A 15,101-nucleotide genomic window follows, 5' to 3' on the forward strand; every position below is an offset into this window, starting at 1 on the left:
GCAGTATCTGCTTGAAGCGCAGATCCCGGGGGCGCTTCGCACCCCTTTCGCGACGCAAGGCCGCTCCTACAGGGCCGTATCAGGCCTTGAGCAGGTGCTTCCAGCCACGGCTTTGGTCAACTGCCCGTGCCTGGTCGATGCGTGCTTCCAGCACTTCATCGCTGATCGGCAGTTCGGCCAGCTCATGCAGCTTCTTCAGGTCGCCATACAGGCGGTCCATCTGCGGTGCTTCCAGCACCTGGCGGGCGTGGTGCAGCCAGGCCAGCAGTTGTTCGATGCGCGGCAGTTGCTCAGCCAGGTCTTCGGGGCGCTGGGTGTACAGCGGCAGCTTCAGTGCACGGCCTTCTTCACCCAGCAAATGGCCCATCCAGCTGGCCAGCTGCGCCTTGCCCTGGCGTTCGCCACGGCCCTTGCGTTCTACCGTCCAGGCGCGGGCCAGCAGCCAGCGTGAGGTTTCCAGCGAGAACTGGCCCCAGCGCACGTCTTCCAGCTCTTCGGCAAACTGCTCGGGCGCGGCGCGGCGGATGTCTTCGTCGTCGTTACCGGCCTGCACCAGCGGGCGCCAGTCTTCCAGCAGGGCGTCGAGGCTGCTGCGCAGTTCACGGGTAGCGGCACGCGGTGCGGCCTGGCCCAGGCTGGCGGTCAACGCGCGCAGTTCGCTCAGGCACTCGACCCAGTCCTGCAACAGGCGCCAGTGGCCATTGTGGCGGTACTGCTCGGCCAGGCGCTGGCTGCTGCCCAGCAGTTGCCAGGCCAGGGCGGCGTAGGCGTCGTCAACGGCCATTTCCGCGTCCAGCTCGGCACCTGGCAGGCCCAGCTCATAGCTGTCTGGCTCCAGCAGGCGATAGCCGCGCTCGGCCTTGCTGATGTCGCACGGCATCAACGGCAGGCTGGCGGCCAGCTCGGCGGCCAGTTCCAGCAGTGCCTGCGGCTCACCTTCGCGCAGCTCCAGTTCCAGCTCGCAGATGGCTTCCTTGCGCTTGCCGGCGACCACGAAGCCTTGGTCCAGCGCGGCCTCGATCACCACCTTGCTTTTGCCACGGCCCCAGGCGATTTCGGCGAACTCGCGGGTGAAGTCCGTGGTGAACAGTGGCTTGATGGTCTTTTTGTCCAGGCCGGCCAGTTGTTCGGGCCAGCAGGTGGCATCGAGCTTTTTCAGGTCCAGCTTGGGCTTGTCCAGGTTCCACTCGTACTCATTGCGCTCCGACAGGCCCGCTACGCTCTGGCCGCGGCACTTGAGGGTCTGGATGACCACATCGCCATCGCGGCGCAGGCGCAGGGCCACGCGTGCGGCGGACAGCTCTCGCTCGGGGGTGTCGAAGTACTGGTTGGTCAGTTCGCGGGTCTGCCAGCCGGACTTGTTGCGCTTTTTCAGCAGAGGGTGCTCGCGCAGGGCGGCAAGGGTCTCGCGGCTGGCGCGGAGCTTGAGTTCGGTTTCTTTGTGCATCACAGACTCGAAGGAGGGGGCGTGGTTGGCAAGGAGTTTACAGCAGTCGGCTGTGATCTGTTGGGTCGTGGTGGCTTCTTCGCGGGCTCGCCCGCTCCCACAGGCAAAGCGCAGCCCTTGAAGGCATTGAAATCCCTGTGGGAGCGGGCAAGCCCGCGAAGAAGCCCACACGGTTGCCCTGCGAACGAATGGCATTGCTATGATGGGCAACGCTTCCGAGGAGTACGCGCATGCCGTTGCCGACGCTGAAAGACCAGTTTGCCGCCTTGATCGCCGCGCCTTCGGTCAGTTGCACCCAGCCGGCGCTGGACCAGTCCAACCGTCAGGTCATCGACCTGCTGGCCGGCTGGCTGGGCGACCTTGGCTTCAAATGCGATATCCAGCAGGTCAGCCCCGGCAAGTTCAACCTACTGGCCAGCCGCGGCACAGGCCCGGGCGGCCTGGTGCTGGCGGGGCACAGCGACACCGTGCCCTACGACGAACAACTGTGGCGCAGTGACCCGCTGAAGCTGACAGAGACCGATGGACGCTGGATTGGCCTGGGCAGTTGCGACATGAAAGGCTTCTTTGCCCTGATCATCGAAGCCGTCATTCCGCTGCTGCAGCACGATTTCAAGCAGCCCCTGCTGATCCTGGCCACCTGTGATGAAGAAAGCTCCATGTCTGGTGCCCGCGCCCTGGCCGAGGCTGGCCAGCCGTTGGGGCGAGCGGCGGTGATCGGCGAACCGACCGGGCTGCGGCCGATCCGCATGCACAAGGGCATCCTCATGGAGCGCATCGATATCCTGGGGCGCAGCGGCCATTCCTCGGACCCAAGCCTGGGCCACAGCGCCATGGAGGCCATGCACGCGGTCATGGGCGAGCTGATGGGCCTGCGCCAGCAATGGCAGCAAACCTACCGCAACCCACAGTTCAGCGTGCCCACCCCGACCATGAACTTTGGCTGCATCCACGGCGGCGACAACCCAAACCGTATCTGCGGCCAGTGCGCACTGGAGTTCGACCTTAGGCCTTTGCCGGGCATGGATGCCGAGCAGTTGCGGGCGGCCATCCGCGAGAAACTGCAGCCGCTGGCCGAGCGCCACGAGGTCCGTATCGACTACGCACCGCTGTTCCCGGAGGTGCCGCCGTTCGAGCAGGCGGCCGACGCCGAGCTGGTGCAGGTAGCCGAACGCCTGACCGGCCATCGCGCCGAAGCGGTGGCGTTCGGCACCGAAGCACCTTATCTTCAGCAGCTGGGTTGCCAGACTATCGTGTTGGGCCCCGGCGACATCGCCTGCGCCCACCAGCCCGGCGAATACCTTGAAATGTCACGAATCGAGCCTACCGTGCGTCTATTGCGTGACCTGATCCGGCACTATTGCCTGCACTAAACGTCAATCGTACTGATTCGTTCCTGCCTAGAGGAGACCGCGCGTGACCGCAAGCCTGTTCCGACGATGATCCTGAACGCCCCGTGTATCGCCGTTCTCCGTCCACTTATTCACAGGCCCTGTCATGCCCGATTACGTCAACTGGCTGCGTCATGCCTCCCCGTACATCAATGCCCATCGCGACTGCACCTTCGTGGTCATGCTGCCTGGCGATGGGGTAGAGCACCCCAACTTCGGCAATATCGTCCACGACCTGGTGCTGCTGCACAGCCTTGGCGTGCGCCTGGTACTGGTGCACGGCTCGCGCCCGCAGATCGAAAGCCGTCTGGCTGAGCGCGGCCTGACGCCGCATTACCACCGCGGCCTGCGCATCACCGATGCCGCCACCCTGGACTGCGTGATCGACGCTGTCGGCGCCCTGCGCCTGGCCATCGAGGCGCGCCTGTCGATGGACATCGCGGCCTCGCCGATGCAGGGCTCGCGCCTGCGCGTGGCGTCCGGCAACCTGGTCACCGCACGGCCGATCGGTGTGCTCGAAGGGGTGGACTACCACCACACCGGCGAAGTGCGCCGGGTCGACCGCAAGGGCATCAGCCGCCTGCTCGACGAGCGCTCCATCGTGCTGTTGTCGCCTTTGGGCTACTCACCCACCGGTGAGATCTTCAACCTGGCCTGCGAGGACGTCGCTACCCGCGCGGCCATCGACCTGGGTGCCGACAAGCTGCTGCTGTTCGGCGCCGAGCCAGGTTTGCTGGACGCAGACGGCAAGCTGATACGCGAGCTGCGCCCACAACAGGTGGCCCCGCACCTGCAGCGGCTGGGCAGCGATTATCAGGGCGAGTTGCTGGATGCTGCGGCTGAAGCCTGCAAAGGCGGTGTGGCGCGCAGCCACATCGTCAGTTATGCCGAAGACGGCGCCCTGCTGACCGAGCTGTTCACCCGCGGCGGGGGTGGCACGCTGGTGTCGCAGGAGCAGTTCGAGGTGGTGCGCGAGGCGACCATCGAAGACGTCGGTGGCTTGCTCGACCTGATCAGCCCGCTGGAAGAGCAGGGCATCCTGGTGCGTCGCTCGCGCGAGGTGCTGGAACGTGAGATCGAGCAATTCAGTGTGGTCGAGCGCGAAGGTATGATCATCGCCTGTGCGGCGCTGTACCCGATTGCTGATTCCGAGGCCGGCGAGCTGGCGTGCCTGGCGGTCAACCCGGAGTACCGCCATGGTGGGCGGGGCGACGAATTGCTGGAGCGCATCGAGAGCCGTGCGCGGCAAATGGGCTTGACTACCCTGTTCGTGCTTACTACTCGTACTGCGCACTGGTTCCGCGAACGTGGCTTTGCGCCGAGTGGCGTGGAGCGTCTGCCGGCAGCGCGGGCTTCGCTGTACAACTACCAGCGTAATTCGAAGATTTTCGAGAAGTCTTTGTAAACCTGTACCGGCCCTATCGCCGGCAAGCCGACTCCCACAGGGAAAGCGCCAGCCCTGAAGGTTGTGCAGTACCTGTGGGAGCTGGCTTGCCGGCGATAGGGCCGCAAAGCGGCCCCGGCAATCTCAGCGTGTTACAGAACATATTGGGGGCGCTTCGCACCTTTTTCGCGACAAAAGGCCGCTCCCGCAATGGGGGCGGCGTTTTGTTTACACGGTATGCAGGTGCCAGTTGTATTCAGTGTGGTCGAGCGCGAAGGCATGATCATCGCCTGTTCGTGCTTACTACTCGTACTGCGCACTGGTTTCGCGAACGTGGCTTTGCGCCGAGTGGCGTGGAGCGGCTGCCGGCAGCGCGGGCTTCGCTGTACAACTACCAGCGTAATTCGAAGATTTTCGAGAAGTCTTTGTAAACCTGTACCGGCCCTATCGCCGGCAAGCCGGCTCCCACAGGGAAAGCGCCAGCCCTGAAGGTTGTGCAGTACCTGTGGGAGCTGGCTTGCCGGCGATAGGGCCGCAAAGCGGCCCCGGCAATCTCAGCGTGTTACAGAACATCTTGGCGGCGGCGTTTTGTTTACACGGTATGCAGGTACCAGTTGTACTCGAGGTCGGAGATCGAGTGTTCAAACTCCTCCAGCTCGCTCTCCTTGCACGCGACGAAGATGTCGATGTACTTCGGATCGATGTACTTGTTCAGAATCTCGCTGTCGTCCAGCTCACGCAGGGCATCGCGCAGGTTGTTCGGCAAGCTCTGCTCAAGTTGCTCGTACGAGTTGCCTTCGATCGGCGCGCCAGGCTCGATCTGGTTGGTCAGGCCGTGGTGCACGCCCGCCAGCACGGCAGCCATCATCAGGTACGGGTTGGCGTCGGCCCCGGCCACGCGGTGCTCGATGCGCACGGCATCGGCCGAGCCGGTCGGTACGCGCAACGCCACGGTACGGTTGTCCAGGCCCCAGCTTGGCGCGTTCGGTACGTAGAACTGCGCACCGAAACGGCGGTAGGAGTTGACGTTCGGGCAGAGGAACGCCATGGACGCTGGCAGGGTCTCGAGCACACCGCCGACAGCGTGACGTAGCGCGGCGTTCTGCTCGGGATCCTCGCTGGTGAAGATGTTGTTGCCATCTTTGTCCAGCACGGAAATGTGTACATGCAGGCCGTTGCCCGCCTGGCCCGGGTAGGGCTTGGCCATGAAGGTGGTGTCCATTTCATGGTCGTACGCAATGTTCTTGATCAAGCGCTTGAGCAGTACCGCGTAGTCGCAGGCCTTGAGCGGGTCTGGCACGTGGTGCAGGTTGACTTCGAACTGCGCCGGGGCGCTTTCCTTGACGATGGCGTCGGCCGGGATGCCTTGTTCCTTTGCGCCTTCGAGGATGTCCTGCAGGCAGTCGGCATATTCGTCGAGGTCGTCGATCAGGTACACCTGGGTCGACTGCGGGCGTTTGCCCGAGATTGGCGAGCGCGGTGGCTGTGGGCGGCCGTTCACGTTCTCCTGGTCGATCAGGTAGAACTCCAGCTCGAACGCGGCGCAGATGGTCAGGCCCATGTCGGTGAACTTGCTCACCACCTGGCGCAGCACTTCGCGCGGGTCGGCGAAGAACGGCTCGCCTTCCAGCTCGTGCATGGTCATCAGCAGCTGGGCAGTGGGGCGCTTTTGCCACGGTTCGTTACAGAGTGTGTCTGGGATCGGATAGCAGATGCGGTCGGCATCGCCGATATCCAGGCCCAGGCCAGTGCTTTCGACGGTGGAACCGTTGATGTCGAGGGCGAAGAGGGAGGCCGGCAAGTTGATGCCTTTCTCGTAAACCTTGTGGAGGCTGGTGCGCTCTATGCGCTTGCCGCGCACCACACCATTCATATCTGCAATCAGAAGGTCAACGTAGAGAACCTCAGGATGTTCCTTAAGGAACGCGTTCGCTTCGTTAAGCTGAACGGCACGCGGGGGTACCGACATGATGCAACACCTTTGTTGTTAAAAATATCAATCAAGGGGGGCTTGCAAGACCAGTCAACCGAAAAGCCATACTGATGTCAAGCCAACCCCATGATGCCCTGAAATGGCCCATCTACGGCAGATTTGCTGCAAATCGGGGCATGGCATTATCCGCTATTTCCGCGGTAAAGAGCTATCTCAAGCGTGCCGTGTTTTATTTTTTACGCGGGTGTTGTGTAAAAAAATGAACAAGGCTAAGCTCGGTCTCAACCCAGAACACAATAATACGAGGGTCACATGGTCCGCTTGCCGCGACCTGAAAGCACTGCGTGCGCAGTGCCATCGGGTATCTCCGCCGTTCATGCAAGCTGCGTCGCTGTTGCTGCCGCCCTGGCCGCAATAATTGACGTTTGGCGTTCCCGGACCTGCCCTCGCAGCGGCTTGCCGCCCTTCGTTTCATCTTCCTGCCTTTTGAACTCATTTCGGATACAGCTGATTTCAGTGTATCCACTGTGGCTCTGCGCGGGGGTTTTTGCTTTAGCAATCTTCTCCATCCAGAATCAAGTCGCGGACCACCTTACCTCCTGAGGTATTTATGAGTAACAACCTCGACCAGCTCACCGATTGGTTGAAAGAGCACAAGATCACCGAAGTCGAATGCATGATCAGTGACCTGACCGGCATCACGCGCGGCAAGATTTCGCCTACCAACAAATTCATCGCCGAAAAGGGCATGCGCCTGCCCGAGAGTGTGCTGCTGCAGACCGTGACCGGCGACTACGTCGACGACGACATCTATTACGAATTGCTCGACCCGGCGGATATCGACATGATCTGCCGCCCTGACGAGAACGCCGTGTTCCTCGTGCCGTGGGCCATCGAGCCCACCGCGCAGGTGATCCACGACACCTACGACAAGAAGGGCAACCCGGTCGAACTGTCGCCGCGCAACGTGCTGAAGAAAGTACTCAAGCTCTACGCCGACAAGGGCTGGCAGCCGATCGTCGCGCCGGAAATGGAGTTTTACCTCACCAAGCGCAGTGAAGACCCGGACTTCCCGCTGCAACCGCCGGTAGGCCGTTCCGGTCGCCCGGAAACCGGCCGACAGTCGTTCTCGATCGAAGCGGCGAACGAATTCGACCCGTTGTTCGAAGACGTGTACGACTGGTGCGAGCTGCAGCAACTGGACCTCGACACGCTGATCCACGAAGACGGCACGGCGCAGATGGAAATCAACTTCCGTCATGGCGACGCCCTGCACCTGGCCGACCAGATCCTGGTGTTCAAGCGCACCATGCGCGAAGCAGCGCTCAAGCACAACGTGGCGGCCACCTTCATGGCCAAGCCGATGACCGGCGAGCCGGGCAGTGCCATGCACCTGCACCAGAGCGTGGTCGACGTGGCCACGGGCAAGAACATCTTCAGCAATGCAGACGGCAGCATGAGTGAACTGTTCCTGCACCACATTGGCGGCTTGCAGAAGTTCATCCCCGAGGCGCTGCCGCTGTTCGCCCCCAACGTCAATTCCTTCCGCCGCTTCCTGCCCGACACATCGGCGCCGGTCAACGTGGAATGGGGCGAAGAAAACCGCACCGTCGGTTTGCGTGTACCGGATGCCGGCCCGCAGAGCCGCCGGGTCGAGAACCGCCTGCCGGGCGCTGACGCCAACCCCTACCTGGCCATCGCCGCCAGCCTGCTGTGTGGCTACATCGGCATGGTCGAAGGTATCGAAGCCAGTGCGCCGGTGCAGGGCCGCGGTTACGAACGGCGCAACCTGCGCCTGCCGCTGACCATCGAAGATGCCCTGGAGCGCATGGAGAACAGCCGCGCGCTGGTGCAGTACCTGGGCAAGAAATTCATTACCGGCTATGTCGCCACCAAGCGCGCCGAGCACGAGAACTTCAAACGTGTAATCAGCTCCTGGGAGCGTGAGTTCCTGCTGTTTGCTGTCTGATCAACCCTGGCGCCGCAGGTGCGCGGCGGCCGAACTACGGAGAAGCCCATGAGCGTCAACAACCCGCAAACCCGTGAATGGCAAGCCCTGAGCGGGGAGCATCACCTGGCACCTTTCAGCGACTACAAGCAGCTGAAAGAGAAGGGGCCACGCATCATCACCATGGCCCAGGGTGTGCATTTGTGGGACAGCGAGGGGCACAAGATTCTCGATGGCATGGCCGGCCTGTGGTGCGTGGCCGTGGGCTATGGCCGCGAAGAGCTGGTGCAGGCGGCAGAGAAGCAGATGCGTGAACTGCCGTACTACAACCTGTTCTTCCAGACCGCCCACCCGCCGGCGCTGGAGCTGGCCAAGGCGATCACCGAGGTGGCGCCGCAAGGCATGACCCATGTGTTCTTCACCGGCTCCGGCTCCGAGGGCAACGACACGGTGCTGCGTATGGTTCGCCATTACTGGGCGCTGCAGGGCAAGCCGCAGAAGCAGACCATCATCAGCCGCATCAACGGTTACCACGGTTCGACCGTCGCCGGCGCGAGCCTGGGTGGCATGAGCGGCATGCACGAGCAGGGTGGCCTGCCGATTCCGGGCATCGTGCACATCCCGCAGCCGTACTGGTTCGGCGAAGGCGGCGACATGACGGCGGACGAATTCGGGGTGTGGGCTGCCGAACAGCTGGAGCAGAAAATTCTGGAGGTCGGCGAGGACAACGTTGCCGCGTTCATCGCCGAGCCCATCCAGGGGGCCGGCGGCGTGATCATCCCGCCTGAGACCTACTGGCCGAAGGTGAAGGAGATTCTGGCCCGTTACGACATCCTGTTCGTCGCCGACGAAGTGATCTGCGGTTTTGGCCGGACCGGCGAGTGGTTCGGTTCCGACTACTACGGGCTGCAGCCCGACCTGATGACCATCGCCAAGGGCCTGACCTCCGGGTACATCCCCATGGGCGGGGTGATCGTGCGGGACACCGTGGCCAAGGTCATCAGCGAAGGGGGTGACTTCAACCACGGCTTCACCTATTCGGGCCACCCGGTGGCCGCCGCCGTAGGCCTGGAAAACCTGCGCATCCTGCGCGACGAGCACATCGTCGAGAAGGCGCGCATGGAAGCGGCACCGTATTTGCAAAAGCGTTTGCGTGAGCTGCAGGACCACCCGCTGGTGGGCGAGGTACGCGGCCTGGGCCTGCTTGGCGCGATCGAGCTGGTGAAGGACAAGGCCACCCGCAGCCGTTACGAAGGCAAGGGTGTGGGCATGATCTGCCGCAACTTCTGCTTCGAAAACGGCCTGATCATGCGCGCCGTGGGTGACACCATGATCATCGCGCCGCCGCTGGTGATCAGCCATGCAGAGATTGATGAGCTGGTGGAAAAGGCGCGCAAATGCCTGGACCTGACACTCGAAGCGATTCGGTGAGCGTTTGCTAGGCTAGCGAAGTGACATTAAGTCGTTACCAGGCCCTGCTTTCCTTGATACAGGGCCCGGTAACTTGCCAGACTAGCGACTGTTTCAGTCGCCGCACGCTCTGCACCGTGGGTTCTGGCAGCTGAACGGAAGGCTAAACAAAAAAATTCTGGAGCATTACGCATGAAGAAAATGGGCAAGACGTTGCTGGCCGCCGCCCTGATGGGCGCCATGGCCTCCGCTGTTCAGGCTGAAGACAAGGTGTTGAACGTCTACAACTGGTCGGACTACATCGCTCCGGACACCATCGCCAAGTTCGAAAAGCAGACAGGCATCAAGGTCAAGTACGACGTCTTCGACAGCAACGAAACCCTCGAGGCCAAGCTGCTGGCTGGCAAGTCGGGCTACGACATCGTGGTGCCGTCCAACAACTTCCTGGCCAAGCAGATCAAGGCTGGTGTGTACGAAGAGCTGGACCGCTCCAAGCTGCCGAACTGGAAAAACCTCGACACCGACCTGCTCAAGGCCGTGGGCGATGCCAGTGACAAGGACAACAAGCACGCCTTCCCGTACATGTGGGGCTCGATCGGCATCGGCTACAACCCGGAGAAGGTCAAGGCCGCGCTGGGTGTGGACAAGATCGACTCCTGGGACGTGGTGTTCAAGCCAGAGAACATCGCCAAGCTCAAAAGCTGCGGTGTGAGCTTCCTCGACGCGCCGACCGAAATGCTGCCGGCCGCGCTGCACTACCTGGGCCTGCCGACCGACAGCACCAAGAAAGATGACCTGAAGGCCGCCGAGGACCTGTTCCTCAAGATCCGCCCTTCGATCACCTACTTCCACTCGTCCAAGTACATTGGCGACATGGCCAACGGCAACATCTGCGTGGCCGTTGGCTACTCGGGTGACCTGGAGCAGTCCAAGGCCCGTGCCCATGAAGCCGGCGACAAGGTCAAAGTGGACTACGTGATTCCGAAAGAAGGCGCCGGTACCTTCTACGACATGGTCGCCATCCCCAAGGATGCCGAGCATAAAGACGCTGCCTACCAGTTCATGAACTTCCTGATGCAGCCGGAAATCATGGCTGAAATCACCAACGCCGTGCGCTTCCCGAACGGTAACGAGGCCGCGACCCCGTTAGTCGACAAAGACATCACCAGCGACCCGAGCATCTACCCGCCTGCCGAAGTGAAGAAGCAGCTGTACGCGATCGCTGCGCCTGATGCTTCGGTACAGCGTGTGATCACCCGCAGCTGGACCAAGATCAAATCGGGCAAATAAGCCCGGTGGCAGTACCTCCGGGCCGGTAAATGCCGGCCCAGAGGCTTTGAAAGGCAATTGTTCATTGCGGCATCGAAGCTGCGAAGGTAAGTTGCGCGCCGGTTTTGCGTGTGCGGCAGCATTGTCGCTACCCAGGCACTGATTGTGAGGACCACCCACTTGTCTATTTCTGTATTCCGCAAGGCCTTGCTGGCCGGCGCGGGCCTGACGCTGGCATGCAGCGTCCAAGCGGCGCCAACGGTGCACTTCTATAACTGGTCCGACTACATCGGCCCGACCACACTCGCGGACTTCGAGAAAGCCACGGGCATCAAGCCCGTGCAGGATGTGTTCGACTCCAACGAAACCCTGGAAGGCAAGCTGCTGGCCGGTAATACCGGCTATGACGTGGTGGTGCCGTCCAACCATTTCCTCGGCAAGCAGATCAAGGCGGGCGCGTTCCAGAAGCTCGACAAAAGCCTGCTGCCCAACTATTCGAACCTGGACCCGGCGCTGATGAAGCGCCTGGAAAAGAACGACCCGGGCAACCAGTACGCGGTGCCTTACCTGTGGGGCACCAACGGCATCGGCTACAACGTCGACAAGGTGAAAGCCGCGCTAGGCGTGGACACCATCGACTCGTGGGCCGTGTTGTTCGAGCCCGAGAACATGAAGAAGCTGTCCAAGTGCGGGGTAGCCTTCCTCGACTCGGCGGACGAAATGCTCCCGGCGGTGCTTAACTACATGGGCCTGAACCCCAACAGTACCAACCCCAAGGATTACGCCAAGGCCGAGCAGAAGCTGCTGGCCGTGCGCCCTTACGTGACCTACTTCCATTCGTCCAAGTACATCACCGACCTGGCCAATGGCGACATCTGCGTCGCGGCGGGCTTCTCGGGTGATGTGTTCCAGGCCAAGGCCCGCGCTGAAGAAGCGAAAAAGGGCGTGAACCTGGCTTACGCCATCCCCAAGGAAGGCGGCAACCTCTGGTTCGATGTACTGGCGATTCCCAAGGACGCCAGGAACGTCAAAGAGGCGCACGCCTTCATCAACTATTTGCTGAAACCTGAGGTTATCGCCCAGGTCAGTGATTACGTCGGTTACGCCAACCCGAACCCCAAGGCTGGCGACCTGATGGACCAGGCCGTGAGGACTGACGCCGCGGTTTACCCACCGCAGGAAGTGCTGGACAAGATGTTCGTCAATTCAGAGTTGCCACCCAAGGTGCAACGGCTGATGACCCGCAGCTGGACCAAGGTCAAGTCGGGCAAGTAACAATCCAGACCCGCGCCGGCGCCTGCCAGGCAGGCCGCGCGGGCACAAAAATCTTGTTGGGAGTTTCACTCATGGCAGTTGCCTCCGGTGCCTATAAAAAAGCCCTCGAGGGTGGCCAGCAACCCAAGCAGGTGCTGGTCAAGATCGACCGGGTCACGAAAAAATTCGACGAAACCGTAGCCGTGGACGATGTGTCCCTGGAAATCCGCAAGGGCGAGATCTTCGCCCTGCTCGGTGGCTCCGGTTCCGGCAAGTCCACCTTGCTGCGCATGCTGGCAGGCTTCGAACGCCCGACCGAAGGGCGGATCTACCTCGATGGCGTCGACATCACCGACATGCCGCCGTACGAGCGGCCGATCAACATGATGTTCCAGTCGTACGCCTTGTTCCCGCACATGAGCGTGGCGCAGAACATCGCGTTCGGCCTGCAGCAGGACAAAATGCCCAAGGCCGAGATCGACGCCCGCGTGGCCGAGATGCTCAAGCTGGTGCACATGACCCAGTACGCCAAGCGCAAGCCGCACCAGCTGTCTGGCGGCCAGCGCCAGCGCGTGGCGCTGGCCCGCTCGCTGGCCAAGCGCCCTAAGCTGCTGCTGCTTGACGAGCCTATGGGCGCGCTGGACAAGAAACTGCGCTCGCAGATGCAGCTGGAACTGGTCGAGATCATCGAGCGCGTGGGGGTGACCTGCGTGATGGTGACCCACGACCAGGAAGAGGCCATGACCATGGCTCAGCGCATCGCCATCATGCACCTGGGCTGGATTGCCCAGATCGGCTCGCCGGTCGATATCTACGAAACGCCTACCAGCCGCCTGGTGTGCGAGTTCATCGGCAACGTCAACCTGTTCGAAGGCGATGTGGTCGACGACGCCGAGGGCTACGCGATCATTGCCAGCCCGGAACTGGAGCGCAAGATCTACGTTGGCCACGGCATCACCACCTCGGTGGAAGACAAGCACATCACCTATGCCCTGCGCCCGGAGAAACTGCTGGTGACCACCAAGCAGCCGGAGTTCGAGCACAACTGGTCGCGTGGCAAGGTGCACGATATCGCCTACCTGGGTGGCCACTCGGTGTTCTACGTCGAGCTGCCCAGCGGCAAGGTGGTCCAGTCGTTCGTCGCCAACGCCGAGCGCCAGGGCGCGCGGCCGACCTGGGGCGATGAAGTGTATGTGTGGTGGGAAGACGACAGCGGCGTGGTACTGCGGTCATGAAACTGCGCAAGCTCAAGCGAGCCTTCCAGCGCATAACCCCGCAGGGGCGGCACCTGGTGATCGGCGTGCCGTTCATCTGGCTGTTCCTGTTCTTCATGCTGCCGTTCTTCATCGTGCTGAAGATCAGCTTCGCCGAAGCCGACGTGGCGATCCCGCCCTACACCGAGATCTACACCTACGTCGAAGACAAGATCCAGCTGGTCCTGAACCTGGCCAACTACGGCTTGTTGACCGAGGATGAGCTGTATATTTCCGCTTACCTGGGTTCGCTGAAAATGGCGTTCTTCAGCACCCTGCTGTGCCTGCTGATCGGCTACCCGATGGCCTACGCCATTGCCAACGCCAAGAAGGAAACCCAGACGGTCCTGCTGTTGCTGATCATGATGCCGACCTGGACGGCGATCCTGATCCGCGTCTACGCGTGGATGGGCATTCTCAGCAACAACGGGCTGCTCAATGGCTTCCTGATGTGGACGGGGCTGATCGACCAGCCGTTGCAGATCCTCAACACCAACCTGGCGGTGTACATCGGCGTGGTCTATTCGTACCTGCCGTTCATGATCCTGCCGCTGTTCGCCAACCTGGTAAAGCACGACCCGTCGCTGCTGGAGGCCGCTTCGGACCTGGGTTCGAGTACCTTCAACAGCTTCTGGAAGATCACCGTGCCGCTGTCGAAGAACGGCATCATCGCCGGCTGCATGCTGGTGTTCATCCCGGTGGTGGGCGAGTTCGTCATCCCCGAGCTGCTCGGCGGCCCGGAAACCCTGATGATCGGCAAGGTGCTGTGGCAAGAGTTCTTCAACAACCGTGACTGGCCGGTGGCTTCTGCCCTGGCGGTAGTGATGCTGGCGATCCTGATCGTGCCCATCCTGCTGTTCAACCGTAGCCAGGCCAAAGAGATGGAGGGCCGCGCATGAAACGCTTCAGTTTCTCCAAGCTGATGCTGGTGCTGGGCTTGCTGTTCATCTACCTGCCGATGCTGATCCTGGTGATCTACTCGTTCAACGCCTCCAAGCTGGTGACGGTGTGGGGCGGCTGGTCGGTGAAGTGGTATGTCGGCCTGCTCGACAACACCCAACTGATGGGTTCGGTGATGCGCTCGCTGGAAATTGCCTGCTACACGGCGGTGGCAGCGGTGGCGCTGGGTACCCTGGCCGCGTTCGTGCTGACCCGCGTCACCCGCTTCAAGGGCCGCACGCTGTTCGGCGGCCTGGTCACCGCACCGTTGGTGATGCCCGAGGTGATCACTGGCCTGTCGCTGTTGCTGCTGTTCGTGGCCATGGCGCAAATGATCGGCTGGCCGCAGGAGCGCGGCATCGTCACCATCTGGATCGCCCATACCACGTTCTGCGCCGCGTATGTGGCGGTGGTGGTATCGGCGCGCCTGCGTGAGCTGGACTTGTCGATCGAGGAAGCGGCGATGGACCTGGGTGCCAAGCCGTGGAAGGTGTTCTTCCTGATCACCATCCCGATGATCGCGCCATCGCTGGCGGCGGGCGGCATGATGTCGTTCGCCCTGTCGCTGGACGACCTGGTATTGGCCAGCTTCGTTTCCGGGCCTGGCTCGACCACCTTGCCGATGGAGGTGTTCTCGGCGGTGCGCCTGGGTGTGAAACCCGAGATCAACGCCGTGGCCAGCCTGATACTGCTGTCGGTGTCGCTGGTGACCTTCTTTGTCTGGTTCTTCAGCCGCCGTGCCGAAGAGAACCGCCGCCGGGCGATTCAGCAGGCGATCGAAGAGGGGGCAGCAGCGAACGCTTCACAGCCGCAGGTCAAGCGGCCGACGCAGGTGGCGGCTTCGGCCTGATCCGGCCCTTTCGCGGGCTTGCC

Annotated in this window: 11 protein-coding genes and 1 pseudogene; 10 read left to right on the forward strand and 2 right to left on the reverse strand. The window is 62.0% G+C overall.

The genetic code is table 11. The annotated features are described in order from the left end of the window. Window positions 1-79 precede the first annotated feature (79 nt). Window positions 80-1,447 (reverse strand): CYTH domain-containing protein, encoded by a 1,368-nt coding sequence (locus ACF8SD_RS11825; protein ID WP_392484532.1) that lies wholly within the window; start codon window positions 1,445-1,447, stop codon window positions 80-82. Window positions 1,448-1,677: 230 nt separating this feature from the next. On the opposite strand from ACF8SD_RS11825, the gene argE reads away from it, so the two are divergent. From argE to ACF8SD_RS11840, 3 genes and pseudogenes are all read left to right on the forward strand, one after another. Continuing rightward, window positions 1,678-2,820 (forward strand): acetylornithine deacetylase, encoded by a 1,143-nt coding sequence (gene argE, locus ACF8SD_RS11830; RefSeq protein ID WP_392484533.1) that lies wholly within the window; start codon window positions 1,678-1,680, stop codon window positions 2,818-2,820. A gap of 124 nt (window positions 2,821-2,944) precedes the next feature. Continuing rightward, window positions 2,945-4,243 carry an amino-acid N-acetyltransferase gene (gene argA / locus ACF8SD_RS11835; RefSeq protein ID WP_173891496.1) on the forward strand — a complete coding sequence of 433 codons (1,299 nt, stop codon included), beginning with the start codon at window positions 2,945-2,947 and terminating at the stop codon, window positions 4,241-4,243. A 269-nt stretch (window positions 4,244-4,512) separates the two neighbouring features. Continuing rightward, window positions 4,513-4,653 (forward strand): annotated as a pseudogene (locus ACF8SD_RS11840) (amino-acid N-acetyltransferase); the annotation flags it as partial. Between the two features lie 161 nt (window positions 4,654-4,814). On the opposite strand, the gene ACF8SD_RS11845 reads toward ACF8SD_RS11840, so the two are convergent. Beyond that, window positions 4,815-6,191, reverse strand: coding sequence for a glutamine synthetase family protein (locus ACF8SD_RS11845; protein WP_009681720.1), 1,377 nt, complete (start codon window positions 6,189-6,191; stop codon window positions 4,815-4,817). A 574-nt stretch (window positions 6,192-6,765) separates the two neighbouring features. On the opposite strand from ACF8SD_RS11845, the gene ACF8SD_RS11850 reads away from it, so the two are divergent. From ACF8SD_RS11850 to ACF8SD_RS11880, 7 genes are all read left to right on the forward strand, one after another. Next, window positions 6,766-8,124, forward strand: coding sequence for a glutamine synthetase family protein (locus tag ACF8SD_RS11850; protein WP_009681719.1), 1,359 nt, complete (start codon window positions 6,766-6,768; stop codon window positions 8,122-8,124). A 48-nt stretch (window positions 8,125-8,172) separates the two neighbouring features. Beyond that, complete coding sequence (locus ACF8SD_RS11855; RefSeq protein WP_392484534.1) at window positions 8,173-9,534, forward strand: aspartate aminotransferase family protein; 1,362 nt, start codon at window positions 8,173-8,175, stop codon at window positions 9,532-9,534. 171 nt (window positions 9,535-9,705) lie between these two features. Next, window positions 9,706-10,803 carry a polyamine ABC transporter substrate-binding protein gene (locus ACF8SD_RS11860; protein WP_392484535.1) on the forward strand — a complete coding sequence of 366 codons (1,098 nt, stop codon included), beginning with the start codon at window positions 9,706-9,708 and terminating at the stop codon, window positions 10,801-10,803. A 159-nt stretch (window positions 10,804-10,962) separates the two neighbouring features. Beyond that, window positions 10,963-12,057, forward strand: a complete 1,095-nt coding sequence (locus ACF8SD_RS11865) for a polyamine ABC transporter substrate-binding protein (RefSeq protein WP_110679972.1) — start codon at window positions 10,963-10,965, stop codon at window positions 12,055-12,057. 71 nt (window positions 12,058-12,128) lie between these two features. After that, on the forward strand, window positions 12,129-13,271 hold the full coding sequence (gene potA / locus ACF8SD_RS11870) for a polyamine ABC transporter ATP-binding protein (RefSeq protein ID WP_009681715.1): 1,143 nt from the start codon (window positions 12,129-12,131) through the stop codon (window positions 13,269-13,271). Further along, a complete protein-coding gene (locus ACF8SD_RS11875; RefSeq protein ID WP_110679973.1) occupies window positions 13,268-14,188 on the forward strand; it encodes an ABC transporter permease subunit in 921 nt (306 codons plus the stop codon). Before potA ends, ACF8SD_RS11875 begins: the two co-directional genes overlap by 4 nt. Further along, window positions 14,185-15,078, forward strand: coding sequence for an ABC transporter permease subunit (locus ACF8SD_RS11880; protein WP_054905162.1), 894 nt, complete (start codon window positions 14,185-14,187; stop codon window positions 15,076-15,078). Before ACF8SD_RS11875 ends, ACF8SD_RS11880 begins: the two co-directional genes overlap by 4 nt. Window positions 15,079-15,101: the final 23 nt, after the last annotated feature.

Origin of the sequence: Pseudomonas sp. CJQ_9, assembly GCF_043106615.1 — a bacterium.
GTDB classification, from domain to species: Bacteria; Pseudomonadota; Gammaproteobacteria; order Pseudomonadales; family Pseudomonadaceae; genus Aquipseudomonas; species Aquipseudomonas juntendi.